The 24,328-nt window shown below is 34.5% G+C and carries 22 protein-coding genes; 13 read left to right on the forward strand and 9 right to left on the reverse strand.

The features are described 5' to 3' along the window. Window positions 1-103: 103 nt before the first annotated feature. The 9 genes from E7276_RS07550 to rpmH form a co-directional block, all read right to left on the reverse strand. A complete protein-coding gene (locus E7276_RS07550) occupies window positions 104-637 on the reverse strand; it encodes a hypothetical protein (protein ID WP_294215807.1) in 534 nt (177 codons plus the stop codon). A gap of 36 nt (window positions 638-673) precedes the next feature. Further along, entirely contained in the window at window positions 674-1,393 is a 720-nt protein-coding gene (gene rsmG / locus E7276_RS07555) for a 16S rRNA (guanine(527)-N(7))-methyltransferase RsmG (protein ID WP_294215809.1), read from the reverse strand. A 178-nt stretch (window positions 1,394-1,571) separates the two neighbouring features. Then, a complete protein-coding gene (gene mnmG, locus E7276_RS07560; protein WP_294215812.1) occupies window positions 1,572-3,449 on the reverse strand; it encodes a tRNA uridine-5-carboxymethylaminomethyl(34) synthesis enzyme MnmG in 1,878 nt (625 codons plus the stop codon). A gap of 83 nt (window positions 3,450-3,532) precedes the next feature. After that, window positions 3,533-4,903 (reverse strand): tRNA uridine-5-carboxymethylaminomethyl(34) synthesis GTPase MnmE, encoded by a 1,371-nt coding sequence (gene mnmE / locus E7276_RS07565; protein ID WP_294215814.1) that lies wholly within the window; start codon window positions 4,901-4,903, stop codon window positions 3,533-3,535. 165 nt (window positions 4,904-5,068) lie between these two features. Next, complete coding sequence (gene jag / locus E7276_RS07570; RefSeq protein WP_294215815.1) at window positions 5,069-5,698, reverse strand: RNA-binding cell elongation regulator Jag/EloR; 630 nt, start codon at window positions 5,696-5,698, stop codon at window positions 5,069-5,071. Between the two features lie 14 nt (window positions 5,699-5,712). Then, window positions 5,713-6,978 (reverse strand): YidC/Oxa1 family membrane protein insertase, encoded by a 1,266-nt coding sequence (locus tag E7276_RS07575; protein WP_294215816.1) that lies wholly within the window; start codon window positions 6,976-6,978, stop codon window positions 5,713-5,715. A 17-nt stretch (window positions 6,979-6,995) separates the two neighbouring features. Continuing rightward, the gene (yidD, locus tag E7276_RS07580; RefSeq protein ID WP_294215818.1) at window positions 6,996-7,208 is read right to left on the reverse strand and encodes a membrane protein insertion efficiency factor YidD; all 213 of its coding nucleotides are present in this window, start codon (window positions 7,206-7,208) and stop codon (window positions 6,996-6,998) included. Between the two features lie 21 nt (window positions 7,209-7,229). Next, window positions 7,230-7,568 carry a ribonuclease P protein component gene (gene rnpA, locus E7276_RS07585; RefSeq protein ID WP_294215821.1) on the reverse strand — a complete coding sequence of 113 codons (339 nt, stop codon included), beginning with the start codon at window positions 7,566-7,568 and terminating at the stop codon, window positions 7,230-7,232. Window positions 7,569-7,616: 48 nt separating this feature from the next. Beyond that, complete coding sequence (rpmH, locus tag E7276_RS07590) at window positions 7,617-7,751, reverse strand: 50S ribosomal protein L34 (RefSeq protein WP_015550658.1); 135 nt, start codon at window positions 7,749-7,751, stop codon at window positions 7,617-7,619. A 471-nt stretch (window positions 7,752-8,222) separates the two neighbouring features. Here rpmH and dnaA point away from each other — a divergent pair, with 471 nt between their 5' ends. The 13 genes from dnaA (at window position 8,223) to E7276_RS07655 (ending at window position 24,163) form a co-directional block, all read left to right on the forward strand. Beyond that, on the forward strand, window positions 8,223-9,608 hold the full coding sequence (gene dnaA, locus E7276_RS07595; protein WP_294215823.1) for a chromosomal replication initiator protein DnaA: 1,386 nt from the start codon (window positions 8,223-8,225) through the stop codon (window positions 9,606-9,608). A 275-nt stretch (window positions 9,609-9,883) separates the two neighbouring features. After that, window positions 9,884-11,005: a DNA polymerase III subunit beta gene (dnaN, locus tag E7276_RS07600; protein ID WP_294215824.1), complete on the forward strand. Its 1,122-nt coding sequence runs from the start codon at window positions 9,884-9,886 to the stop codon at window positions 11,003-11,005. A gap of 4 nt (window positions 11,006-11,009) precedes the next feature. Next, window positions 11,010-11,225 (forward strand): S4 domain-containing protein YaaA, encoded by a 216-nt coding sequence (gene yaaA, locus E7276_RS07605; RefSeq protein ID WP_294215827.1) that lies wholly within the window; start codon window positions 11,010-11,012, stop codon window positions 11,223-11,225. Then, window positions 11,215-12,315: a DNA replication/repair protein RecF gene (recF, locus tag E7276_RS07610; RefSeq protein WP_294215829.1), complete on the forward strand. Its 1,101-nt coding sequence runs from the start codon at window positions 11,215-11,217 to the stop codon at window positions 12,313-12,315. The genes yaaA and recF overlap by 11 nt, the downstream gene beginning before the upstream one ends. Next, entirely contained in the window at window positions 12,308-14,236 is a 1,929-nt protein-coding gene (gene gyrB, locus E7276_RS07615; RefSeq protein ID WP_294215831.1) for a DNA topoisomerase (ATP-hydrolyzing) subunit B, read from the forward strand. Before recF ends, gyrB begins: the two co-directional genes overlap by 8 nt. Window positions 14,237-14,287: 51 nt before the next feature. Continuing rightward, entirely contained in the window at window positions 14,288-16,822 is a 2,535-nt protein-coding gene (gene gyrA / locus E7276_RS07620; RefSeq protein WP_294215834.1) for a DNA gyrase subunit A, read from the forward strand. A 113-nt stretch (window positions 16,823-16,935) separates the two neighbouring features. Beyond that, window positions 16,936-17,778 carry a fumarate hydratase gene (locus E7276_RS07625; RefSeq protein WP_294215837.1) on the forward strand — a complete coding sequence of 281 codons (843 nt, stop codon included), beginning with the start codon at window positions 16,936-16,938 and terminating at the stop codon, window positions 17,776-17,778. Next, a complete protein-coding gene (locus E7276_RS07630) occupies window positions 17,778-18,329 on the forward strand; it encodes a Fe-S-containing hydro-lyase (RefSeq protein ID WP_294215839.1) in 552 nt (183 codons plus the stop codon). Before E7276_RS07625 ends, E7276_RS07630 begins: the two co-directional genes overlap by 1 nt. Before the next feature lie 57 nt (window positions 18,330-18,386). Next, the gene (locus E7276_RS07635; RefSeq protein WP_294215842.1) at window positions 18,387-19,298 is read left to right on the forward strand and encodes an ABC transporter permease; all 912 of its coding nucleotides are present in this window, start codon (window positions 18,387-18,389) and stop codon (window positions 19,296-19,298) included. Window positions 19,299-19,316: 18 nt separating this feature from the next. Further along, window positions 19,317-20,375 (forward strand): ABC transporter permease, encoded by a 1,059-nt coding sequence (locus E7276_RS07640; RefSeq protein ID WP_294215844.1) that lies wholly within the window; start codon window positions 19,317-19,319, stop codon window positions 20,373-20,375. A gap of 11 nt (window positions 20,376-20,386) precedes the next feature. After that, entirely contained in the window at window positions 20,387-21,391 is a 1,005-nt protein-coding gene (locus E7276_RS07645; protein ID WP_294215847.1) for an ABC transporter ATP-binding protein, read from the forward strand. After that, window positions 21,384-22,361, forward strand: a complete 978-nt coding sequence (locus E7276_RS07650; RefSeq protein ID WP_294215849.1) for an ABC transporter ATP-binding protein — start codon at window positions 21,384-21,386, stop codon at window positions 22,359-22,361. Before E7276_RS07645 ends, E7276_RS07650 begins: the two co-directional genes overlap by 8 nt. A gap of 65 nt (window positions 22,362-22,426) precedes the next feature. Continuing rightward, window positions 22,427-24,163: a peptide ABC transporter substrate-binding protein gene (locus E7276_RS07655; RefSeq protein ID WP_294215852.1), complete on the forward strand. Its 1,737-nt coding sequence runs from the start codon at window positions 22,427-22,429 to the stop codon at window positions 24,161-24,163. Window positions 24,164-24,328: the final 165 nt, after the last annotated feature.

Below are 24,328 nucleotides of genomic sequence, written 5' to 3' on the forward strand. Positions count from 1 at the left end.
TTGGAGTTGAATCAAAAATCTAAATACTATATTTTGTGTTTTATAAGAGTAAAATACAAAAATGTTTCACGTGAAACATTTCTATATATAGGTTAGTTATTATTTATATATTAGAAATAATATTATCTAATTCAATTTGAGCCCTATATGGGTCCAATAATATCAAACTTTTTATATTAGAAAGCTGTGCAATTAACTCACTTCGTACAATATCACATGAATTATCCTTGTTGATATTTGTTTCCTGTACATTAGAATCTTCTGTAAGTGTTTTGTCTTCTTCTTTCTTTTCTTCAACTTTTTCAATAACAGGCTTATTTAAAACAGCAGTATTATTAATCAATGCATTAACTTCTACTAATCTTCCATCGTAGAACTTCATTTGATTATTTTTTGAACTCATTTGACTATTTAAATCTTCAATAATCAAACGAACTTCTGCTGCCTTTTCATTATTTTTTGCATTAATATCTCTAGGAGATAATTCTTTAAAAACCGAATCATTAGACTGTTCAAGAATATCAAGAAACTTAGTTTCTTCTTTTATTTTTGTTTCTAATAAATCCATATCTTCTTTTAATTGGATTTTTTCAGAAATCAACTCTTCCTGATATTTTTTTAGGAAGTCATTAATCATATAACAATCCCCCATTATCTGTTTCATGTGAAACCATTACTTAAGTGGTTCCTTACTAGGTGTTCCAGCTTTTCTTGGATATGCCTTTGGAGTATTCTTTTCTTTATTAATGATAATAAAGGAACGATTAATATCTGTATTAGGCAATTTAAAATAAACTGGTTTATTCATGGAACCACCAAGTTTCTTAATAGCTGAACCTGAAGCATTTATCTCTTCAGTAATATCACCTGACTTATAGCTAATAAAATATCCATTAACTTTTACTAGTGGTAAACAATACTCTGATAAAGTAGATATATTAGCTACTGCTCTACTAACCACTAAATCAAATTGTTCTCTGTATATTTTATTTTTGCCAGCCTCTTCTGCTCTGGCATGTATAAGTGTTACATTATTTAAACCTAAAGCATCTACTACTTCCTGTAAAAACTTAATACGTTTATTAAGTGAATCTATAAGTGTAAACTTTAAATCAGGATAAGCAATAGCCATAGGAATACCAGGAAACCCTGCACCTGTTCCAAGATCACAAATATTTTCTACATCACTTGGTAGTACAGAACATATAGATAAACTATCAGCAAAATGCTTTACAATTACTTCATCAAATTCAGTAATAGCAGTAAGATTCATTACCTTATTTTTTTCTACTAATAATTCATAAAATAAATCAAGCTGCTGTATCTTTTTATCCGATAAAGTAAAATTCCATGTAGATAAAGTATCTACTAAATATGAATAATCTCTACTCATAAATCTCCTATTTCAAAAAAATGATATGTTTCAAGGGTATATAGAAGTAGGTTAAAATGCAGTAAAAGAAAACTGCATTTTAATCCCCTTTCAGGGGACAATACATTTTATTACATAAAATGTATTGCTAATACAGATTTAATTAAACTTGATGTTTAATTAAATCCTACCCTTAAAACTAACCCTTAAAAGTTTCTAAGTAAACTAAAAGTACAGAAATATCAGCTGGACTAACTCCAGATATACGAGATGCTTGTCCTATATTAGCAGGACGTAATTTAGATAACTTTTGTCTTGCTTCAATACGCAAACTAGGAATTTCCTCATAATTTATATTTTGTGGCAAAACTTTAGATTCCAATTTTTTGAATTGTTTTACCTGTTTTTCCTGTCTTGTAAGGTATCCTTCATACTTAATATAAATATTTACTTCTTCTCTGACTTCATCTGAAAGGTCTGGTCTCTCTGGATCAATAGGAGCAAGCTTATCATAATCCAGTTCAGGCCTTCTAATTAGATCAACTAACTTGATTCCATTTGATAAAGGAATACTTCCATATGATTCAAGAAGAGCTTGAACTTCTTTACGAGCACCAACGTTAATTTCTTTAACTCTGGCAACCTCTTCATTAATTAAACGTTCCTTTTCAACTACATGATCATAACGTTCTTTTGATAAAAGACCAACCTCGTAACCGATTTTAGAGAGGCGTAAATCTGCATTATCTTGTCTAAGTAAAAGTCTATACTCTGCTCTCGAAGTCATCATACGATAAGGTTCTTTTGTTTCCTTTGTAACCAAATCATCAATAAGAACTCCAATGTAAGAATTACTTCTATCGAGGATCATAGGCTCTCTACCCTGAACCTTTAATGCAGCGTTTATACCAGCAACTATACCTTGAGCTGCTGCTTCTTCGTATCCACTACTTCCATTAAACTGACCAGCAGCAAATAATCCATCAATATCTTTAAACTCAAGTGATGCTTTTAATTGAGTTGCTTTGATGCAATCATATTCAATGGCATATGCATTACGAACAAATTTACAATTTTCAAGACCAGGTACTGTTCTATACATTGCGTACTGAACATCTTCTGGCATTGAAGAACTCATACCACCAATATACATTTCATTAGTATTAAGTCCCTCAGGCTCAACAAAAAGCTGATGACGATTCTTATCTGCAAAACGAACAACTTTATCTTCAATACTAGGACAATATCTTGGACCAGTTCCTTCAATAACACCTGAGTACATAGGTGATCTATCTAGATTTGCTCTAATAATTTCATGTGTCTTTTCATTTGTATAAGTAAGATAACAAGGAACCTGTTCAATCTGAACATCTTCTCTTTTTGTACTAAATGAAAATGGAATAACTGGATCATCTCCAAGTTGAATTTCCATCTTAGAATAATCAATAGAATTACCATCAATTCTTGCAGGAGTACCAGTTTTAAAGCGGTTTAATTCTACATTATTAGCGAGTAATGAATCACTAAGATGGTTTGCTGCCTTTAATCCATTAGGGCCACAATGTTCAATAACATCACCATACAAACATCTAGCTTTAAGATATGTACCTGTACAAATTATTACTGCTTTAGAATGATAAGTTGCTCCAGATAAAATCTTTACACCACATACTTTATTATCTTCAACAATTAATTCAGTAACTTCTGCTTGTCTTAATGTAAGATTTTCTGTTTCTTGCATTGTTTTTCTCATTCTAAGAGAATAAGCAGATTTATCAGCTTGAGCTCTAAGTGAATGAACGGCAGGTCCTTTTGAAGAATTGAGCATCTTGGACTGAATAAAAGTATGATCGATATTAATACCCATCTGTCCACCAAGTGCATCAAGCTCTCTTACCAAATGACCTTTTGAACTACCACCAATGTTTGGATTACATGGCATTAATGCAACAGAATCCATGCTAACAGTAAAACAAATTGTATTAAGACCCATGCGAGCTGAAGCAAGAGCTGCTTCACAACCAGCATGACCTGCACCTATAACAACAACATCATAGGATTCTTCAACGTGTGACATAAGTACTCCTTTTTATGTATCATTTTTGTTGCAAATAAATTGCTCCTGACACAAAAAATTTTGCTTCGCAAAAGTTTTTTGTATCATTTTCCCATACAAAACTCAGAAAAGATTTTATTTGCTAAATCATCTTCTATTGTCTCACCTGTAATCTCCCCAAGGAAATTATAAGCATCCATTAAATCTATAGAAAAGAAATCTTCTGGCATCATATTATCAATACTTGTTAAAACATTTAAAAGACTATTCTTTGCATTTGATAAACATGCTGCTTGTCGTGAATTAGTAATATACAAAGTATCATCTGTTTTAACCTGACCTGAGAAAAACATATCAGTAATAGTAGACTCAAGTGTCTTCAATCCATCTAAGCTAACAGATGAGAAAGAAATAACAGGTTTATTATATTTTTTACATATATCTTCCTCGCTAATTACCGTATCGAGGTCAGATTTATTAAGCAAAATAATGACTTTTTTATCAAAAATCTTATCCATGATAAATTCATCTGCTTCATCTATTGGTCTTGAGGAATCAATAACAAATAGAATCAAATCAGCATCATCTATACAATCTAATGCTTTATCAACACCAATTTTTTCTACTATATCTTCTGTCTCTCTGATACCAGCTGTATCAATAATATTAAGAGAAACTCCATTAATAGTAATCTGTTCTTCCAAGGTATCTCGTGTGGTACCTGGAATATCTGTAACAATAGCACGCTCTCTTCTAGATAAAGTATTTAAAAGAGAAGATTTACCAGCATTAGGTTTTCCTAAAATTAGTGTATTAATTCCTTCTTTTAAAATATGACCAGAATTAAATGAATCAAGTAATCCATCGACAGATGAAATCAACTCTTTTACTTTGATAGATAGTTCTTCTGGATAACCAGTTAAATCATAATGCTCAGGATCATCGAGCCCAGATTCAATGTAAGCAGTTTCATAAATAATACTATCTCTTAATCCATCAATAATTTTCTTCAAAGAACCTGAAAGCTGTTTAACTGAATTTTTCATAGCTAGCTCAGAATTAGAAGAAATCAAATCCATAATAGATTCTGCTTCAGATAAATCAATTCTTCCATTTAAAAAAGCTCGCTTAGTAAATTCTCCTGGCTCCGCTATACGAGCACCAGCTTTTACTAATAAAGAAAGAACTTTTTTTAGAACTAAAATACCACCATGACAATCAATCTCAATAGTATCTTCAGTTGTATAAGAACGAGGTGCTCTCATAATCATTATAAGCACTTCATCTATAAGTTCATTATCATCATAAATATGTCCATATTGAATAGTATGAGTATCACAATCAACTAATTTATTTTTTCCACGAAAAATAGAATCCACTATTGTAAGGGATTCTTCTCCTGAAACTCTGATAATTCCAATACCAGAACTATTTAATGATGTTGCAATAGCACAAATTGTATCTGATTGGTACATTTATACCTCCAAACTATTCTTTACCTTGGAATAAATTCCAATAATTGAAATCTACTACAAGAAAAAGAAATAAAATATTTGCATTAACCTTATAATTAAAAATATAAAATAAAGATTATAAAGGGTTAGTCTAAAAATAAAAGACTAACCCTAAAAAATCAATAATTATTTCTTAAGAGTAATTACAACATAACGATATGGCTCTTCACCCTCTGAATGAGTTGTTACATTATTATCATTCTGAAGTGCAGAATGAATAATTCTTCTCTCATAAGGATTCATAGCTTCAAGAGTAACAGCTTTCTTTGTTCTCTTAACTTTGCTAGCCATATTTCTTGCAAGATTCTCTAAAGTTTCTTTTCTACGACGTCTGTAATCTTCGGTGTCAATTTTCACTCTTGTATAATTTTCAGAAGAACGATTAACAGCAAGATTTGTAAGATACTGAAGTGAGTCAAGAGTTTGACCACGTTTTCCAATCAAAACTCCCATCTCTGGACCAGCTAAATCAATACAAAGTGTATTGTCAGCTTCATCAAACTCCATTGAAATGTTAACTTCAAGCTGCATAGCTTCGAACACACCATCAAGAAATTCCTTAGCAACTTCCTTAGGGTCTTCTTCTGAAGAAATAACTACTTTAATTAAAGCATCTTTCGAACCAATTCCAAGAAAACCATTGCTTCCCTCTTCAATAACTTCGTATTTAATCTGATCAGATGTAACACCAAGCTTTACGGTAGCATTAGTAATAGCATCATCAACGGTTTTGCCCGAAAACTCAATATATTCCATTATTTAATTCCCCCTTATTTATTATTCATTTCGTTAAATTCTTTAACAAGATTTGCCTTTGAAGCAAGTGAACCAGAAGCTGCTTTTGATCTAAATTCATCAGCCTTCTTTAGAACCTCAGCATCTTCATTAACAAGATTTGCTTTTTCTGACAAAGTCTTCTTTGTATTCATACGAGCTGCATCATAAATCTGAGCCTGACGAATACCACGCTTTTCAGCTTTTTTAGCGGCCTTTTCTTTATTTGCTTCAATTATGCTCTCAAGATCAATTTTTTCAAAATGCTTGTTAAGGAAGAACTGTTGTACAGTACGAATAACAGCACCTGCAATCCAATAAAGACCAAGACCAACAGGAACAGTAAATGCAATGAATAATGACATAAGTGGCATCATAAGATTCATTGTCTTCATCTGAGCAGCCATCTGATCAGACTGACCTGCCGTTGAATTAACCTGACTAATCTTAATGTTAATCATCTGAGAAACATAAGAAATAATAGGAATAAGTAACGCTGCAATAATTAATCCAAAATTCTTATTATCTGACCATGCAGTCTTAATAAGATTGAGTGGTGTATCAGAAATGTTAAGAATAAATAAATAATTAATGTGTGAAAGCGCGCTAGTAACTGAATGAATTGAATCAGTTAATGAAGGGAAATTTGAAATAACCTCATCCCAGCCTGCATCAGGAAGCTTATATAAAACATCAATAAAATAATTCTTTAAAGCATCACCTGTAGCAGAAGAATCAAAAGTAACAGACTTTACATAAGTATCATGAATAGTCTGCATAACTTCTGCTGCTCCATCAGTTGCAGCAATACCATCAACTAATCCAGAAAAAATATTCTTTACAGAAGTAATATAACCAGGAACATTATAGAAAACTCTATAAAGTGCAAATAAGATAGGCATCTGAATAAGCATGTATCCACATGAACCAGTCATTGAAATACCATACTTGTCATAAAGTGCTTGAGTCTCATTTTGCTGAGCCTGCATAGAAGCCTGGTCCTTTTTACCTTTGTATTTATCCTGAATAGCTTTCATTTCAGGTTGCATCTTACGAGTAAGGACAGCGAATTTCTGCTGCTTATAAGTAAGAGGGAACATCAAAATATAAATTACAAAAGTAAAAACAATAATTGTAAGAGCTATATTTTCAATTCCAATATTAGAAAGTAAAATATAGATCTTGTCCATAATCCATCCAAGAACCTTAGCGATAGGTCCAAGAATGGAACCGTTGTACGCGGTTAATAAAAGTTCGCTCAATGTAAAACCTCCAGTTTTTAAGGAACCGGATCATAACCACCATGTGAAAAAGGGTTACAACGAACAAGTCTCCAAAGAGTAAGTGCACCACCCTTAACTGCCCCATGCTTTTGAATGGCCTGCAAACCATAAGCTGAGCATGTAGGGCAATATGGGCACTTTGTAGTCTTCATTGGAGACAAATATTTTTGATATAACTTGATTAAAAATATAAATAACTTCTTCAACATAATAGAAACGATGATTCCATTTTATTTACGAGTTACCTTGTGAAGATTTGCAAGATGAAGGAGAGATTTTTCAATCTCCGCGAAATTAGCAGATGCCGCAGCTTCTCTTACAACGACTACAATGTCCAAACCACTATTGAACATCTCTTCATTTAGTCTATAACTTTCTCTTATCAGTCTCGTCAAATGATGCCTAACTACTGAATTTCCAACCTTTTTACTAACAGAAATTCCAATTCGATTTCGATCTGTATTATTATGGTAAATATACATAACTAACTGGCGGTTTGCTTTAGACACACCTCGTCTGTATACCAAAGTGAAGTCTTTATTCTTTTTAAGTGATTCACTAAATTCCATAACAATTATTTTCCTTTAAATAGAAAGAAAGACCACATGGTCTGTGGCCTAAGCTGATAATTTCTTTCTTCCTTTTGCACGTCTAGCAGCAAGAACCTTACGTCCACCTGCTGTGCTCATTCTAGATCTAAATCCATGTACTTTGGATCTCTGTCTCTTTTTTGGTTGATATGTCATCTTCATAATATATCCACCTCCTCTTTATGAGAAAACATCAGTTGAAATTATATAGTGAAAATCTTATAAAGTCAATAAAAAATGAACTAATTAAATATAGAAGTAACTGTGGATAACTAAAAAACACAATATCTAAATATAATGCTAAAAGTTAAATACTAAATATAGTAAAAAATCTCAAAAAATTTTTCTAATGTTATCTACATACTGTGGATAACATTGTGGATAAATGTTAATTATTCTCATTTTATTCACATTGAACAAATAAAATACCTTAAAATAGGCAATTATTTTGTGGATAACTTTATTTTATAGCTGTGGATAAGTATAATTTCATTTTTAAAGCCCCAAATTTAGAAAATAAGCCATTTTATGTTTTAAACAATCCCCTACACCATTTCATAGTAAATATTGCTAAAAAGGCTTATTTAGTTTAGAATATAAAATAGTTTAAAATGTGGATAAAAGGGAAAATATATGGAAGAAATTGTTAAAAAATGGGATGAAATCCTTACATATCTAAAGAATGAATATGCAATCACAGATGTATCTTATGATTCTTGGATAAAACCTCTTGAATTATTTCAAATAGAAGATAATAAATTATATCTTACATACAACGGTGATCAAAATCAAATGACATTAGGTTACGTTACTAGAAAATATGCTACTCCACTTATGGTTACAATAGCAGAAATCACCGGAACAAAATTCGACGAAATATTAGTTATTTCCCAAGACAATGCTAATCAAATTAAAAAAGAAAAAAATCTTGAACATATTAATATAGAAGAAATTCATCCAATCGAAAATAAAAGTATTGGAAATTCAACTATTAATCCAAAGTTTACATTCGACAATTTTGTCGTAGGTAGAAATAACAGATATGCTCAATCAGCTGCATTACTTGTTGCTGAATCTCCTGGAGAATTCTACAATCCTCTTTATTTATATGGAGGACCTGGACTTGGTAAAACTCACTTGATGCAGGCCATCGGAAATTTCATTCAAAAACAAAATCCAAATGCTCATATTTTATATGTAACTTCAGAAGAATTTACAAACGAAGTTATTGAAAACATGAGAACTACCAATAATGCTACAGCAATGCAAAAGTTCAGAGATAAATATCGAACTGTTGATGTACTAATGGTAGATGATATTCAATTTATAATAGGAAAAGAAGCAACTCAGGAAGAGTTTTTCCATACCTTCAATGCTTTACATTCTATGGGTAAACAAATTGTCATTTCATCAGATAAACCTCCAAAACAAATGGAAACTCTTGATGAAAGATTCCAATCAAGATTCGATATGGGTCTTATGGCTGACATTGGTTATCCAGATTACGAAACAAGAATGGCAATTCTTAATAAAAAGATAGAAGAAAAAGGATTTACCCTTGATGAATCTATCAGAAAATATATTGCTGAAAATATTCAATCAAACGTTAGAGAAATCGAAGGAGCTTTAAATAAACTTATTGCATTCTCTCGCCTTGAAAAAAGTGAAATCACAATGGATATTGCTGAAAGAGAATTACAAAACTTTATTACTCCTAACATTTCAAGAGAAATTACTCCACAATTAATTATTGAAGTAGTTTCAGAACATTTCAATCTTACTGTAGATCAAATGGCATCTAAAAATAGATCTAATAATGTAGCAAGACCTAGACAGATTGCCATGTACTTATGTAATACAATGACTGATTCTTCTTTACAGGCAATTGGATTACTACTAGGTGGTAGAGATCATTCAACAATTATTCATGGAGCCAATAAAATTGGTGAAGAAATTGAAAAGGATGAAAACACAAAAAACCTAGTTGAAACAATAAAAAAGAAAATCAATCCAAACTAATATTGTTTAAAACTTGTTGATAACAATATGGATAACATGTTAGTAAGCTGTTTAAATCATGAGGATAATTTTTCAAAACAAAATTACTCCATTTTTTATTCACAAATTATCCATACATTATCAATAGATAATTCACAGTTTTTTAGAAGTTATTATTCCATGTTTTACGTATAGATACTGGTGTTTCACAGTTATATACATATCCACAGCCTATAAGAATAATACTTAGAATTTTAAATATATTATTTTTATTTTTAAGAAAGGGAGCAATCAAAATGAAAATCACATGTCAAAAGGCAGACCTTAATAAAGGTGTTAATATTGTTTCTAAAGCAGTACCAACTAGAACAACAAAGGCAATACTTGAATGTATTCTTATTGATGCATCTTCTGGTGAAATCAAACTTACAGCTAATGATTTAGAATTAGGTATAGAAACAATCATAAATGGAACAATTATAGAAAGAGGTATTATTGCTCTTGATGCAAATTTCTTATCAAAAATCGTTAGCAAGCTTCCTGATACAGAAATTACTATAGAAACAAACTCTTCATTTGAAACATTTATTAGTTACGAAAAAGCTGGAAATAAACAAAGAATCATTGGTAAACCAGGTGATGATTTTCCATATATTCCAGTAATTCAAAGAAATCAAGCTATTACTCTTTCTCAGCTTACATTAAAAGAAATTGTAAGACAGACAATTTTCTCAGTTGCTGATAATGATACAAATAAACTTATGACTGGTGAGCTTCTTGAAATTAAAGATAACAAGCTTAAAGTTGTAGCTCTTGATGGTCATAGAGTATCTATTAGAAATGTTGAACTTAAAAATCCAACAAGTGATGTTAAGGTTATTGTTCCAAAGAAAACTCTTAATGAAATTATCAAAATTATAGATGGTGGAATTGATGATGAAGTAAGAATTTACGTTACTGATAGTCACATCATATTTGAATTTGATAAAACTACTGTTGTTTCAAGAATTATAGAGGGTGAGTTCTTTAAAATCGAACAGATGCTTTCTGATAACTACGAAACAAAAATTAGAATTAATAAAAAGCAATTATTTGAAGTTATTGATCGTACTACTCCTTATGTTCATGAAGGAGATAAAAAGCCAATCATTATCAATGTATCAGATAATATTATGTCACTTTCAATATCATCATATAACGAATATATGACTGAGGATATTGATATTGACAAAGAAGGCAAGGATATCATGATTGGATTTAATCCAAAATTTGTTATGGATGCCCTCAAAGTTATTGATGATGAAGAAATTAATCTTTATATGTTAAATTCAAAGACTCCATGTTTTATTAAGGACGATAATGGATCATTCATTTACATCGTACTTCCAGTAAACTTCAATAATCCAGGAGCAAATTAGAATTATGGATACTATTCAAATTAGAGACGAATTTATTAAATTAGGTCAACTATTAAAGTTAGCAAATTTAGTAGAGTCTGGAGCAATGGCAAAGGAAGTCATTGAGGAAGGACTTGTAAAATATAACGGCGAGGTTGAAACTCGCCGTGGTAAAAAGGTTTACCCTGGTGATGTTGTTGAATTTAATGGTGAAAGCGTAACAGTAACTAATGATAATTAAATCCATTGAACTTGAAAATTTTAGAAATTATGATTCATTAAATATTACTTTTGATGAAAATACTACTATTCTTTTCGGGGACAATGCGCAAGGAAAAACAAATATTTTAGAGGCTGCCTATATTAGTGGTACTACAAAATCCCATAAAGGGAGCCGTGATAAAGAAATAATAAAGTTTGATAAAACAGAAAGTCATATCAAAACAATTATTTCAAAAAATGAAAGAGATTATCAAATTGATATTCATCTTAGAAAAAATAAATCTAAGGGAATTGCTATTAATAGAGTTCCAATTAAAAAGGCAACAGATTTATTTGGACTAATTAATATAATTTTATTTTCTCCAGAGGATTTGAATATTATTAAAAATGGTCCTTCCGAGAGAAGAAAATTTATGGATGCTGAGCTTTGTCAAATTGATAAGATTTATCTTTCGGATTTATCAAATTATAATAAAGCACTTAATCAAAGAAATGCTCTATTAAAAGAGATTGTATATAAGCCAGATTTAAAAGAAACTCTTTCAATTTGGGATGAGCAGCTTATTAATTATGGCAAAAAAATAATCACAAGAAGACAAGAATTTATTAATGATATCAACATTATCGTAAAAGATATCCACTATAAGATAACAGGTGGCAAAGAAAATATAGATGTTAGCTATGAGCCAAACATCGAAGATATATTTTTTCTTGATGAATTAGTTAAAAACAAAGAAAAGGATATGAGATTTTGCCAGACTTCTGTTGGTCCACATAGAGATGATATTAAGATTACAGTTGATGGAATTGATATTAGAAAGTATGGAAGTCAGGGACAACAACGTACTTGTGCTCTCTCATTAAAGCTTTCAGAAATAAAATTAGTTGAAAATACAATTAATGATAAACCAATTCTTTTATTAGATGACGTTTTATCAGAGCTTGATAAAAATAGACAAAGCTATTTGCTAGATAATCTTGTTGATACTCAAACAATTATTACTTGTACTGGTATCGATGAATTTATAAAAAACAGATTTAGTTTAAATACAGTTTACAATGTTAAAAACGGTTCTATAGATTTAATTACGGAGGAACTAAATGAGTAAAGAAGTTAATCAGGAATATGGTGCGGACCAAATACAAATCCTTGAAGGTCTTGAAGCTGTTAGAAAAAGACCTGGTATGTATATTGGTTCTACATCTGAAAGAGGTCTTCATCACTTGGTTTACGAGATTGTTGATAACGCAGTAGATGAAGCACTTGCTGGATTTTGTACCCATATTCAGGTAACAATTAATCCAGATAATTCGATAACAGTTATTGATGATGGACGTGGAATTCCTACAGGTATTAACAGTAAAGCTGGAATACCTGCTGTTGAAGTAGTATTTACCGTTCTTCATGCCGGAGGAAAGTTCGGCGGTGGCGGCTACAAAGTATCAGGTGGTCTTCACGGTGTAGGTGCTTCTGTTGTTAATGCTCTATCTGATTGGGTAGAGGTTGAAATAAAAAGAGAAGGCAAAATCTTTAAGCAGAGATATGAGCGCGGAAAAACTATGTATCCACTTAAAGAAATTGGCACATGTGATCCAAAAAAAACTGGTACAAAGGTTACTTTTAAGCCAGATGGAACAATTTTCGAAACTACAATTTTTGATTTTAAGACATTAAAGGTTAGACTTCGTGAGACAGCATTTCTTACAAAGGGTCTTCGTATTACTCTTACAGATGCAAGAGAAGAAGAACCAAAGGAAGAAAGCTTCCACTACGAAGGTGGTATTAAAGAATTTGTACAATACATAAATCGTGGTAATGAAGCACTTTACGATGAAGTTATTTATTGCGAAGGTACAAAGGACAATATTTACGTTGAAGTTGCTATGCAGCACAACGATGGATACCAAGATCAAGCATACAGTTACGTTAATAATATCGTAACACCAGAAGGTGGTACTCATCTTACTGGATTTAGAGGAGCTCTTACAAAAGTATTTAATAAATATGCTAGAGATAACAAGATTTTAAAGGATTCTGATCCACAGCTTGAGGGTGATGATATTCGTGAAGGTCTTACAGCTATCATCTCTATCAAAATTGAAGAACCACAGTTTGAGGGACAGACAAAGCAAAAGCTTGGTAACTCAGAAGCTAGAGGTGCTGTTGATGCTATAGTTTCAGAGCAACTTACATGGTTTTTAGAGCAAAACCCTACAATTGCTAAAAGTATCTGCGAAAAATCGCTGCTTGCGCAGCGAGCAAGAGATGCAGCTCGTAAAGCTCGTGATCTTACTCGTAGAAAAACAGCTCTTGAAGGAATGTCTCTTCCTGGAAAACTTGCAGATTGCTCAGATAAGGATCCAAAGAACTGTGAAATCTTTATCGTAGAGGGTGATTCCGCTGGTGGTTCTGCAAAAACTGCAAGAAGCCGAGCAACACAAGCTATTCTCCCACTTCGAGGCAAAATTCTTAACGTAGAAAAAGCTAGAGAAGATAGAATTTATAGTAATGCCGAGATTAAGGCTATGATTACTGCCTTCGGTACAGGTATTCATGAGGACTTTGATATCACAAAGCTTCGTTATCACAAGATTATTATCATGACTGATGCCGATGTTGACGGTGCTCATATTGCAACACTTATGCTTACTTTCCTATACAGATTTATGCCAGAGCTTATCAAGCAGGGTTACGTTTATCTTGCTACTCCTCCACTTTACAAGTTGGAGAAAAATAAAAAAATCTGGTACGCATATTCTGATGAGGAATTAAATAATATTCTTACAGAAGTTGGTCGTGATAATAATAACAAAATTCAGCGATACAAAGGACTTGGTGAGATGGATGCTGAGCAGCTTTGGGAAACAACAATGGATCCAGAGAAGCGTATCTTAAAGAGAGTTGTTATTGATGATGAGGATGCTTCTGAAATTAACGTTACATTCTCTACTTTGATGGGTGATAAGGTAGAACCAAGACGTGAATTCATTGAAGCTAACGCAAAATACGTACAAAACTTAGATATCTAAATTTTTCAAAAAATTTTCGGGCTTCGCCCGTAGAAAGAAAAAAGGAAAAAGATGGACGACAAAATTTTTGATAATATTCATGATGTTGATCTAAAAGCAACCATGGAAACAAGCTACATTGATTATGCCATGAGTGTAATTGCATCTCGTGCTCTTCCAGACGTCCGAGATGGATTAAAACCAGTTCAACGTAGAGTTCTTTTCTCCATGATTGAATTAAATAATGGTCCCGACAAACCTCACAGAAAATGTGCTCGTATTGTCGGTGATACAATGGGTAAATATCATCCTCATGGTGATAGTTCTATTTATGGTGCACTTGTCAACATGGCACAGGAGTGGAACACACGTTATCCACTTGTAGACGGACATGGTAACTTCGGTTCTGTGGATGGTGATGGTGCCGCTGCCATGCGATACACAGAAGCACGTCTTTCAAAGATTTCCATGACTATGTTCGGTATCAATTACAAAGATGATAAATTCACCACTGGTAAAGATATCGACATGGATGGCGTTGATTTCATGCCAAACTTTGATGAGACAGAAAAAGAGCCAACAGTTCTTCCAGCCCGCTACCCTAACCTTCTTGTTAATGGCACAACTGGTATCGCCGTTGGTATGGCTACAAACATTCCACCACACAACCTTCGTGAGGTAATTGGTGCTGTTAATAAAATTATTGATAACCAAATTGAGGAAGATAGAGACACTGAAATCGAGGAACTTCTTGATATAGTTAAGGGTCCTGACTTCCCAACAGGTGGTGTAATTTTAGGAAAGGCCGGAATTGAAGAAGCTTATCGTACAGGTAGAGCTAAAATTAGAGTTCGTGCTGTTTCTGAAATTGAGCCAATGGATAATGGAAAGAGCAGAATTGTTGTTACAGAGCTTCCATATATGGTTAACAAGGCTCGTCTTATTGAAAAAATTGCCGAGCTTCACAAGGATAAAAAAATAGATGGTATCACAGATCTTCGTGATGAATCATCTCGTGAAGGTATGAGAATTTGTATTGAATTACGTCGTGACGTAAATCCTAATATTATTCTCAACCAGCTTTATAAGCATACTCAGTTACAGGATACTTTTGGTGTAATTATGCTTGCTCTTGTAGACAATCAGCCAAAAATCCTTGGACTTAAGGATATGCTTAAGCACTATCTGAATCATCAAAAGGATGTTGTTACACGTCGTACAAAGTACGAGCTTAACAAAGCTGAGGAACGTGCTCATATCTTAGAGGGATTACTTATTGCCCTTGATAATATTGACGAAGTAATTCAAATTATCCGTAATTCTAAAGATGTTGCTACAGCAAAGCTTACATTGATGGAGCGTTTTGGTCTTTCAGATGCTCAGGCACAGGCCATCGTAGATATGCGTCTTCGTGCTCTCACAGGCTTGGAGCGTGACAAGATTCAAAATGAATACAACGAATTACAGGTTCTTATTGGAAAATTAAAATTGATTCTTTCAGATGAAAAGGTTCTTCTTGGTGTAATCAAGACAGAAATTACAGAAATTGCTGATAAATATGGTGATGACAGACGTACATCAATCGGATTTGATGAGTTTGATATCAGCATGGAAGACATGATTCCAGTTACAAATACAGTTGTTACATTTACAAAGCTTGGATACATCAAGCGCATGAATGAGGACAACTTCAAGGCTCAACACAGAGGTGGCAAGGGAATCAAGGGCATGGAGACCATCGATGAAGATTATGTTACTGAAATGCTTATGATGTCTTCTCATGATTACCTGCTCTTCTTCACTAACAAGGGCCGTGTATATCGTATCAAAGCATACGAGATTCCTGAGTCAAGCCGTACTAGCCGAGGAATTGCAATTGTTAATATTCTCCAGCTTCAGCCTGATGAAAAAATCACAGCAATGATTCCTGTTGAGGATTATCACGAGGATAAATACTTATTCATGGCAACAGCTGATGGTTTTGTTAAGAAGACAAAGATTACAGAGTACGAGAATATCAGGAAAAACGGACTTACTGCTATCACTCTTAGAGATGATGATAAGTTAATTGAGGTTAAACTTACTGATGGTGCCGAGGATGTTATCATGGTAACAAAATATGGCCAGGCTATCAGATTCAGTGAAACAGAAGTAAGACCAACAGGTCGTGCTACTATGGGTGTTATCGGTATGAACCTTTCTGCTGATGATGAAATCATAGGAATGCAGATGATTTCTCAGGGTGAAAGCCTCATGACTGTTTCAGAAAATGGTCTTGGTAAGTGCACTTTAATGACAGAGTTTAATACAATACACCGTGGTGGTAAGGGTGTTAAGTGTTACAAGATAACAGAAAAAACTGGAAATCTTATCGGTGCAAAGGCAGTCGAAAAAGATGACGAGGTAATGCTTATTAACACAGCTGGCACAATTATTAGAATACCAGTTGATGGTACTGCTCTTCTTAGCAGAATCACCTCAGGTGTTAAGTTAATAGATTTAAAAGAAAATACTAAGTTAATTAGTATTGCAAAAGTTAGAAAAAGTGATACAATACTCTCGGAAGAGGTTGAAGAATTAAATGAAGATTCAACAACTGAATCATAAAAGTGAGTAATAGCGATGGAGCTGTTAGGAAAGTGACAGCTCCTATTTTGTTGGATTTTCTCACTTTAGTCATTTAAAGTGGCGATACATTGAAGCGATAACAGGATAATATAATGAAGAATATTAAGACCCAAGATATTACTAACGCAATAAAGGAAATGTGCATTGAGGCAAATCATTATTTGTCCGAAGACATGACTAAGAGATTAAAGGATGCTGCAAGTAAAGAAGAATCTGAGCTTGGAAAGAAAATTCTAAATCAACTTCAAGAAAACCTAGATATTGCTGACAAGGAGCAAATCCCTATTTGTCAGGATACTGGAATGGCAGTTTTCTTTGTGGAAATTGGTCAGGAAGTTCATATTGAAGACGGTTTATTAACAGATGCTATTAACGAAGGTGTTCGTCAGGGTTACACCGAAGGATACCTTAGAAAATCAGTAGTTGGTGATCCAATTGAAAGAATCAATACAAAAGATAATACACCAGCTATCATACATTACAACATTGTGGCAGGTGATAATCTTAAAATCACTCTCGCCCCAAAGGGATTTGGTTCAGAAAATATGAGCCGAATATTTATGCTAAAGCCAGCTGATGGTATCGAAGGCGTAAAAGAAGCTATTCTTACAGCAGTTAAGGATGCAGGTCCAAATGCTTGCCCACCAATGGTTGTTGGTGTTGGCATCGGAGGCACCTTTGAAAAATCAGCACTTATGGCAAAAGAAGCACTTACTAGAAAATTTTCAGCAAGACCTTCTATTCCTTGGGTAAAGGACCTAGAAGATGAAATGCTTGAAAAGATAAATAAACTTGGTATTGGTCCAGGGGGACTTGGTGGTACTACTACTGCTCTAGCAGTAAATATTAATACTTATGCTACTCACATCGCAGGACTACCAGTTGCTATTAATATTTGCTGTCATGTAAACAGACATACAACGAGGGTACTTTAATGGAGCAAAAAATTACAACACCAATAACATCAGAAGTTACTTCTAAGCTTCATGCAGGGGATTATTGCTACATAACTGGCGAAATATACGTAGCAAGGGATGCCGCTCATGGCCGAATGAATGAAGCTCTTAAAAAGGGAGAGGAATTACCAATTCCAATTGAAAATTTAACAATATATTACATGGGACCATCACCTGCCCGTCCAGGCAGACCAATAGGTTCCGCAGGTCCTACTACGGCTAGCCGTATGGATAAGTATGCACCAACTCTTCTTGATCTTGGACTCAAAGCCATGATTGGCAAAGGAAAAAGAACAAAAGAAGTTATCGATGCAATAGTTAGAAATAAGGCTGTTTACTTCGCAGCAGTAGGTGGCGCTGGAGCACTTTTATCTAAATGCATCAAATCTTCAGAGGTTATTTGCTATGACGATTTAGGGGCAGAGGCTATTAGAAAGCTTTATGTAGAGGACTTTCCAGTAATTGTTGTTGTAGATTCTGAAGGAAATAACCTTTATGAAACTGCAATAAACGAGTTTAAAAGGGTATAAAAATCTTTAGACAAAGATTTTATATAAAGAAAGAAATAGAAAAGGAGTATTTACATCGTGGTAAAATATGTAGTAAAGAGAGTCTTACTAGCTGCTGTTACAGTAGTAATCATTAGTTTGATTACATTCTTTGCTATGAATGCTATCCCAGGTGGACCATTCAACAAAGAAAAGGCTGTAAGTGAACAGGTTATTAAGCAATTGGAGGCAAGATATAATTTGGATAAGCCTCTTGGAGAGCAATATATAACATATATGAAAAATATTGCTCATGGTGATTTTGGAGTTTCCCTCAAAAATAACCGTGAGATTAGTGATATATTTGCAGAGAGTTTCCCAATTACAGCAAAGGTTGGTTTGATTGCAGCTGCAATAGCTATATTCTTAGGAATTATACTTGGTTCAATAGCTGCGCTTATGAGAAATAAGTGGCCTGATAGAGTAATTATATTCTTTATCACCATAGTCACATCCATGCCATCCTTCGTAATTGCAACATTACTACTCTACTATTTTTGTATGGTGCTTGGATTGTTCTCAGCATTTTCAGCTGGTGAAAACATGACTTTACTTCCAGTAATAGCTTTATCACTTTCTCCTATGGCATATATTACTCGACTTACAAAGACTTCAATGCTTGATGCTTTAGGTCAGGACTACATTCGTACAGCAAAAGCAAAGGGTGTTTCTTCAAGAAAAGTTATTTTCGTACATGGACTTAGAAATGCATTAATTCCAGTTATCACTTATGTAGGACCAATGATAGCAAGTATTCTTACAGGTTCAATGGTGGTAGAAGCAATTTTCAATCTTGGTGGACTTGGTTCAAAATTTGTTAGCGCTATCACAAACCGTGATTACACACTTATTATGGCAACAACATTGTTCCTTGCTGTAATGATGGTAATTGCAAACCTTATTACAGATATCGTTTACAAATTCGTTGATCCTAGAATTAAACTTGACTAAGAAAAAGGAGTTATTTGCATGAAAGAGAATTTTGAGAAAGCGCCTTTCTCTGCACAGATTAATCTTAGCAAGTTTTCTATGCAGGATTTTGAAAAGGCCACAGATGAAGAGAAAAAACAGCAAGATGTAATGGGCGAGCCTACTACATTCTTCAAAGACAGTATGAGACGTCTTCGTAAGAATCCACTTGCTATGTTGTCAATTTTTATACTTTTTTTACTTGTATTAGTTATTATTTTTGCTCCAATAATCGTACCTTACGGATATGATGACATTGTAAAAGGAACTGCTAACTTGCATCCATTTGAATATAGTATGTCAGAGCAAAAAGCAATCGATGCTGGTGAATCAGTATTCCCACACATTTTTGGAACAGATTCTCTTGGTAGAGATTATTTCATCCGTGTTGTATACGGTGCCAGAGTTTCACTTATTGTTGGTATTTTTGCATCAATCCTTGTACTTATCATTGGTATGCTTTACGGTTCAATCTCAGGATACCTTGGAGGCAAGGTTGACCTTGTAATGATGAGAATTGTAGATATTATCTATTCTCTTCCAGATATGTTACTTATCATCCTCTTATCAGTTGTACTTAGAGAAACACTTGGTGATTTCATTAAGGGTACTGTATTAGAGAAGCTTGGAACAAATATGATTTCGTTATTCATCGTATTTGGATTATTGTATTGGGTAAGTATGGCCCGTCTTATCAGAGGTCAGATTCTTACAATAAAGCAAAATGAATATGTTTTAGCTGCTCAGTGTATCGGTACATCAACAGCTCGTACAATCAGAAGACATATTTTACCAAACTGCTTATCAGTAATTATTATTACTACTGCCCTTCAGATTCCATCAGCAATCTTTACAGAAAGCTACTTGTCATTCCTTGGACTTGGTGTTTCGGCTCCAATGCCTTCACTTGGTTCACTTGCAAACGAAGCAAGATCAGGTATGCAGACATATCCTGAAAGATTGTTGTTCCCAGCATTTGCAATCTGCTTGATTGTACTTGCATTAAACTTATTAGGCGATGGTCTTCGTGATGCATTCGATCCTAAGTTATCTAAGTAGAGGTGGTAGAAATGGCAGATTATAAATACATTTTAGAATTAAAAGATTTACATACCACCTTCAAGACAGAGCGTGGAGAGGTATGTGCAGTAAACGGTGTAAATTTTGCACTTGAGCCAGGAAAGACTCTTGGAATCGTAGGTGAGTCTGGTTCTGGTAAATCAGTTACTGCTTATTCAATTATGCAGATTCTTGCCGACAACGGTAGAATTTCCGGCGGCGAAGTTTTATATAAGGGTGAAAATATCGTTGATTGGAGCCAAAAGCAGATGGCTGGCTTCAGAGGAAAATGTGTATCAATCATTTTCCAGGATCCAATGACATCACTTAACCCAGTATTTTCAATCGGTTATCAGTTAAAAGAAGCAATTCTTCTTCACACTGACAAGAAAAAATCAGAAGCAACAGAAAGAGCAAAAGAGCTTCTTTCACTTGTTGGTATTAATGAGCCAGAAAAGAGACTTAAGCAGTATCCACATGAGCTTTCAGGTGGTATGAGACAGCGTGTTATGATTGCTATGGCCCTTGCATGCGAACCAGATATTCTTATTGCAGATGAGCCAACTACTGCTCTTGACGTTACAATCCAGGCACAGATTCTTGAACTTATGCAAGAGCTTCAGAAAAAGCTTGGTATGGCAATCATCATGGTTACACATGACCTTGGTGTAATTGCTTCTATGTGCGATGAAATTATTGTTATGTATGGTGGTAGAGTTTGCGAGCGTGGTACAGCAGATGATATCTTCTACGCTCCTGCCCACGAGTATACAAAGGGACTCCTTCGTTCTATTCCTACAAAGTCAAATAGCAAGGAGCGATTGGTTCCTATCGGTGGAACACCAATCAATCTCTTAAACATGCCAGATGGTTGTGCTTTCTGTCCTCGTTGTGATGAGGCAATGAAGATTTGTCTTAAGGAAAAGCCAGAGGAAATCAGAATTAGCGACACACACATGGCATCATGCTGGATGAATATTAAGAATATGAAGCAGGAGGAAGTAGTAAATGAGTAGCGAGAATATTTTAGAAGTAAGCCACTTAAAGCAATACTTCCCAATTAAGAATGGTTTTAGAACAGTTCCTTTAAAGGCTGTTGATGATATTTCTTTTTCAATCAAGGCAGGTGAGACACTTGGTCTTGTAGGTGAATCAGGTTGCGGTAAGACTACAGTTGGTCGTACACTTCTTAGACTTTATCAGCCAACAAGTGGTCGTATTGTATTTGATGGTGATGTACTTTTTGATAGCGAAAAGAAAATTGATGTAAACATGCATCCATATCGTAAGCAGATGCAGATGGTATTCCAGGATCCATACTCATCTCTTAACCCACGTATGACAGTTGAAGATATTATCGGTGAGCCTCTTGATGTTCACAAGCTTTACACTTCTAAGGCTGAGCGTCATAAGAAAATTATTGATTTAATGGAGACTGTAGGACTTAATGCAGAGCATGCAACACGTTATGCTCACGAGTTCTCTGGTGGACAGCGTCAGAGAATCGGTATCGCAAGAGCTCTTGCAGTAGATCCAAAGTTTATCGTTTGTGATGAGCCTGTATCTGCTCTTGATGTTTCAATTCAGGCACAGGTTGTAAATATGTTTGAAGATTTACAGAAGGAAAGAGGTCTTTCTTATCTGTTTATCGCTCACGATTTACTTGTTGTACAGCACATTTCTGACAGAATTGCAGTTATGTACTTAGGACACATGATGGAAATTGCTGATGCAGATGAGCTTATGGATAATCCAATTCATCCATATACACAGTCACTGCTCTCTGCTGTTCCTATTCCAGACCCAGAAACAGCTAGAAAGAGTCAGCGAATCATCTTAGAGGGTGATGTTCCAAGTCCTCTTAAGATGCCTAGTGGATGTCCATTTAGAACACGTTGTCGTTATGCTACAGAGCAATGTGCTTGCGAAATGCCACCATTTACTGACAGAGGTAATGGTCACATGGTAGCTTGTTGGAATAAGTAGAAGGTATTTTATGGTTTCCATTCCATACGGAATTGAAATAGAGATTAAAAATTAGGAGGGATAGTATGAAGAAGAAATTAGTCTCTTTAGTTCTTGTTGCTTCTATGGCACTTGGACTAATCGCTTGTGGTAAGTCTGCTTTTGATAATAGCGGTGATGGCTCTACTACTGGCAAAGCACCAGAAGTGCAAACAACAAAGGAAGACAAGACAACTCTTAACATTTGGTTAGCTTCAGAGCCAGCTCACATTGATCCAGCTCTTAACTCAGCAGTTGATGGCGGATGTCTTGCAGTAAATTCATTCGAAGGTTTAATGCGTTACAACGCAGACGGAATGCTTGAGCCAGCTTGTGCTGAAAGTTATGAAGTATCAGAGGATGGTCTTACATATACTTTCACTATGCGTGATGGTTTGAAGTGGTCTAATGGGGAAGATTTAGACGCAACAGACTTTGTTTACTCATGGAAGCGTGCAGCTGCTCCTGAAACAGCAGCAGATTACAGCTACCTTGCAGAAATATTCCCAAGCTTCACATATGAAGAAGGTCTTGGTGATGAGGATGTAGTAGCTTCAGAGGATGGAAAGACACTTACAGTTCATCTTAAGTCAGTTTGCCCATATTTCCTTGACTTATGTGCATTCCCATTCTTCTTCCCTGTAAATGAAGAAGCTGTTGAGGCTTCTAAGACAGCTGATGATCCAATTGGTTCATGGGCTAATGATGCAGGTGAGAACTTTGTATGTAACGGTGCTTACAAGCTTACATCTTGGAATCATGATTCAGATATGACATATGAGAAGAATGATTACTACTGGGATGCTGATTCAGTATCAGTTACAAAGCTTAACGTAATGCTTACAGCTGAAAACACAGTTGCTTATACAGCATATCAGACAGGTGACCTTGATTTCATCGATGATATTCCAGTAGCTGAAATGGCAGCAGCACAGACAAGTAGTGAATACCATGTTCTTGACCAGCTTGGAACATACTACATGAGCTTTAACTACAACTCAGATATGTTCGAAAACCTTGGTCTTGATGAGGAGCAGGCAAAGGTATTCCGTCATGCTATCGCTCTTTTAATTGATCGTGAATATATCATTGAGACAGTTGCTCAGAATAATCAGGTACCAGCTGATTCATTCATCCCTGCAGGTTGCTCTGATGGTAACGGCGGAGAATTCAAGGATAAGAGCTATTTCTCAGCTTCATCTGAGGATTATGAGGCAAACGTAGAGGAAGCTAAGCAGCTTCTTGAGTCTATTGGACTTTATGACACAGCTTCAGATGCTTTAACACAGGATATTTCATTCACATACCTTACAAACAACATTGAGAGCCACGTAAAGATTGCTGAATGTATGCAGGCTGACCTTGCAGTAGTTGGTATCAACATGAACATTGAGCAGGAAGAGTGGAACGTATTCCAGGAGACACGTAAATCTGGAAACTATGATGTTGCTCGTGAAGGTTGGGTAATGGATTACAATGATCCTATCAACATGCTTGAAATGTACACAACAAATTCAGGTAATAACAATCCACAGTTTGGTAAGGACTCTAGCAAGGATCTTGATTGGGAATACTATGACAATCTCGTAGACGAAATCAGAACAGAGTCTGATCTTGCTAAGCGTGCTGAACTCATGCATGAGGCAGAGGATTACCTTATGGACACATGGTGTATCGTTCCTATTTACTACTACAATGATCCATACATGGTAAAGGATTATGTAAAGGGCGTATATGGTACTGTTGAGGGAATGAAGTACTTCTATCACGCACAAATCAATTAAAATAAGCAGTTATGCTTATTTTGATTGATTCACGGAACAGCTCTATTTCCGAAGGAATATACAATAGCTGTTCCTTCCCGTAGCCTTGTATTTGCTAAATTATTTGACTTGAAAATTTTTTGGGGAAATCATAAAGATTTCCCCAATTTATTGTTGACAATGGTG

The organism is Pseudobutyrivibrio sp. (genome assembly GCF_015057185.1).
Taxonomy (GTDB): domain Bacteria; phylum Bacillota; class Clostridia; order Lachnospirales; family Lachnospiraceae; genus Pseudobutyrivibrio.

What these genes read in the sequence shown, in the direction of transcription:
- E7276_RS07550 (WP_294215807.1), bottom strand. Translation starts at nt 637, where the DNA reads ATGATTAATGACTTCCTAAAAAAATATCAGGAAGAGTTGATTTCTGAA.
- rsmG (WP_294215809.1), bottom strand. Translation starts at nt 1,393, where the DNA reads ATGAGTAGAGATTATTCATATTTAGTAGATACTTTATCTACATGGAAT.
- mnmG (WP_294215812.1), bottom strand. Translation starts at nt 3,449, where the DNA reads ATGTCACACGTTGAAGAATCCTATGATGTTGTTGTTATAGGTGCAGGT.
- mnmE (WP_294215814.1), bottom strand. Translation starts at nt 4,903, where the DNA reads ATGTACCAATCAGATACAATTTGTGCTATTGCAACATCATTAAATAGT.
- jag (WP_294215815.1), bottom strand. Translation starts at nt 5,698, where the DNA reads ATGGAATATATTGAGTTTTCGGGCAAAACCGTTGATGATGCTATTACT.
- yidD (WP_294215818.1), bottom strand. Translation starts at nt 7,208, where the DNA reads ATGTTGAAGAAGTTATTTATATTTTTAATCAAGTTATATCAAAAATAT.
- rnpA (WP_294215821.1), bottom strand. Translation starts at nt 7,568, where the DNA reads ATGGAATTTAGTGAATCACTTAAAAAGAATAAAGACTTCACTTTGGTA.
- rpmH (WP_015550658.1), bottom strand. Translation starts at nt 7,751, where the DNA reads ATGAAGATGACATATCAACCAAAAAAGAGACAGAGATCCAAAGTACAT.
- dnaA (WP_294215823.1), top strand. Translation starts at nt 8,223, where the DNA reads ATGGAAGAAATTGTTAAAAAATGGGATGAAATCCTTACATATCTAAAG.
- dnaN (WP_294215824.1), top strand. Translation starts at nt 9,884, where the DNA reads ATGAAAATCACATGTCAAAAGGCAGACCTTAATAAAGGTGTTAATATT.
- yaaA (WP_294215827.1), top strand. Translation starts at nt 11,010, where the DNA reads ATGGATACTATTCAAATTAGAGACGAATTTATTAAATTAGGTCAACTA.
- recF (WP_294215829.1), top strand. Translation starts at nt 11,215, where the DNA reads ATGATAATTAAATCCATTGAACTTGAAAATTTTAGAAATTATGATTCA.
- gyrB (WP_294215831.1), top strand. Translation starts at nt 12,308, where the DNA reads ATGAGTAAAGAAGTTAATCAGGAATATGGTGCGGACCAAATACAAATC.
- gyrA (WP_294215834.1), top strand. Translation starts at nt 14,288, where the DNA reads ATGGACGACAAAATTTTTGATAATATTCATGATGTTGATCTAAAAGCA.
- E7276_RS07625 (WP_294215837.1), top strand. Translation starts at nt 16,936, where the DNA reads ATGAAGAATATTAAGACCCAAGATATTACTAACGCAATAAAGGAAATG.
- E7276_RS07630 (WP_294215839.1), top strand. Translation starts at nt 17,778, where the DNA reads ATGGAGCAAAAAATTACAACACCAATAACATCAGAAGTTACTTCTAAG.
- E7276_RS07640 (WP_294215844.1), top strand. Translation starts at nt 19,317, where the DNA reads ATGAAAGAGAATTTTGAGAAAGCGCCTTTCTCTGCACAGATTAATCTT.
- E7276_RS07645 (WP_294215847.1), top strand. Translation starts at nt 20,387, where the DNA reads ATGGCAGATTATAAATACATTTTAGAATTAAAAGATTTACATACCACC.
- E7276_RS07650 (WP_294215849.1), top strand. Translation starts at nt 21,384, where the DNA reads ATGAGTAGCGAGAATATTTTAGAAGTAAGCCACTTAAAGCAATACTTC.
- E7276_RS07655 (WP_294215852.1), top strand. Translation starts at nt 22,427, where the DNA reads ATGAAGAAGAAATTAGTCTCTTTAGTTCTTGTTGCTTCTATGGCACTT.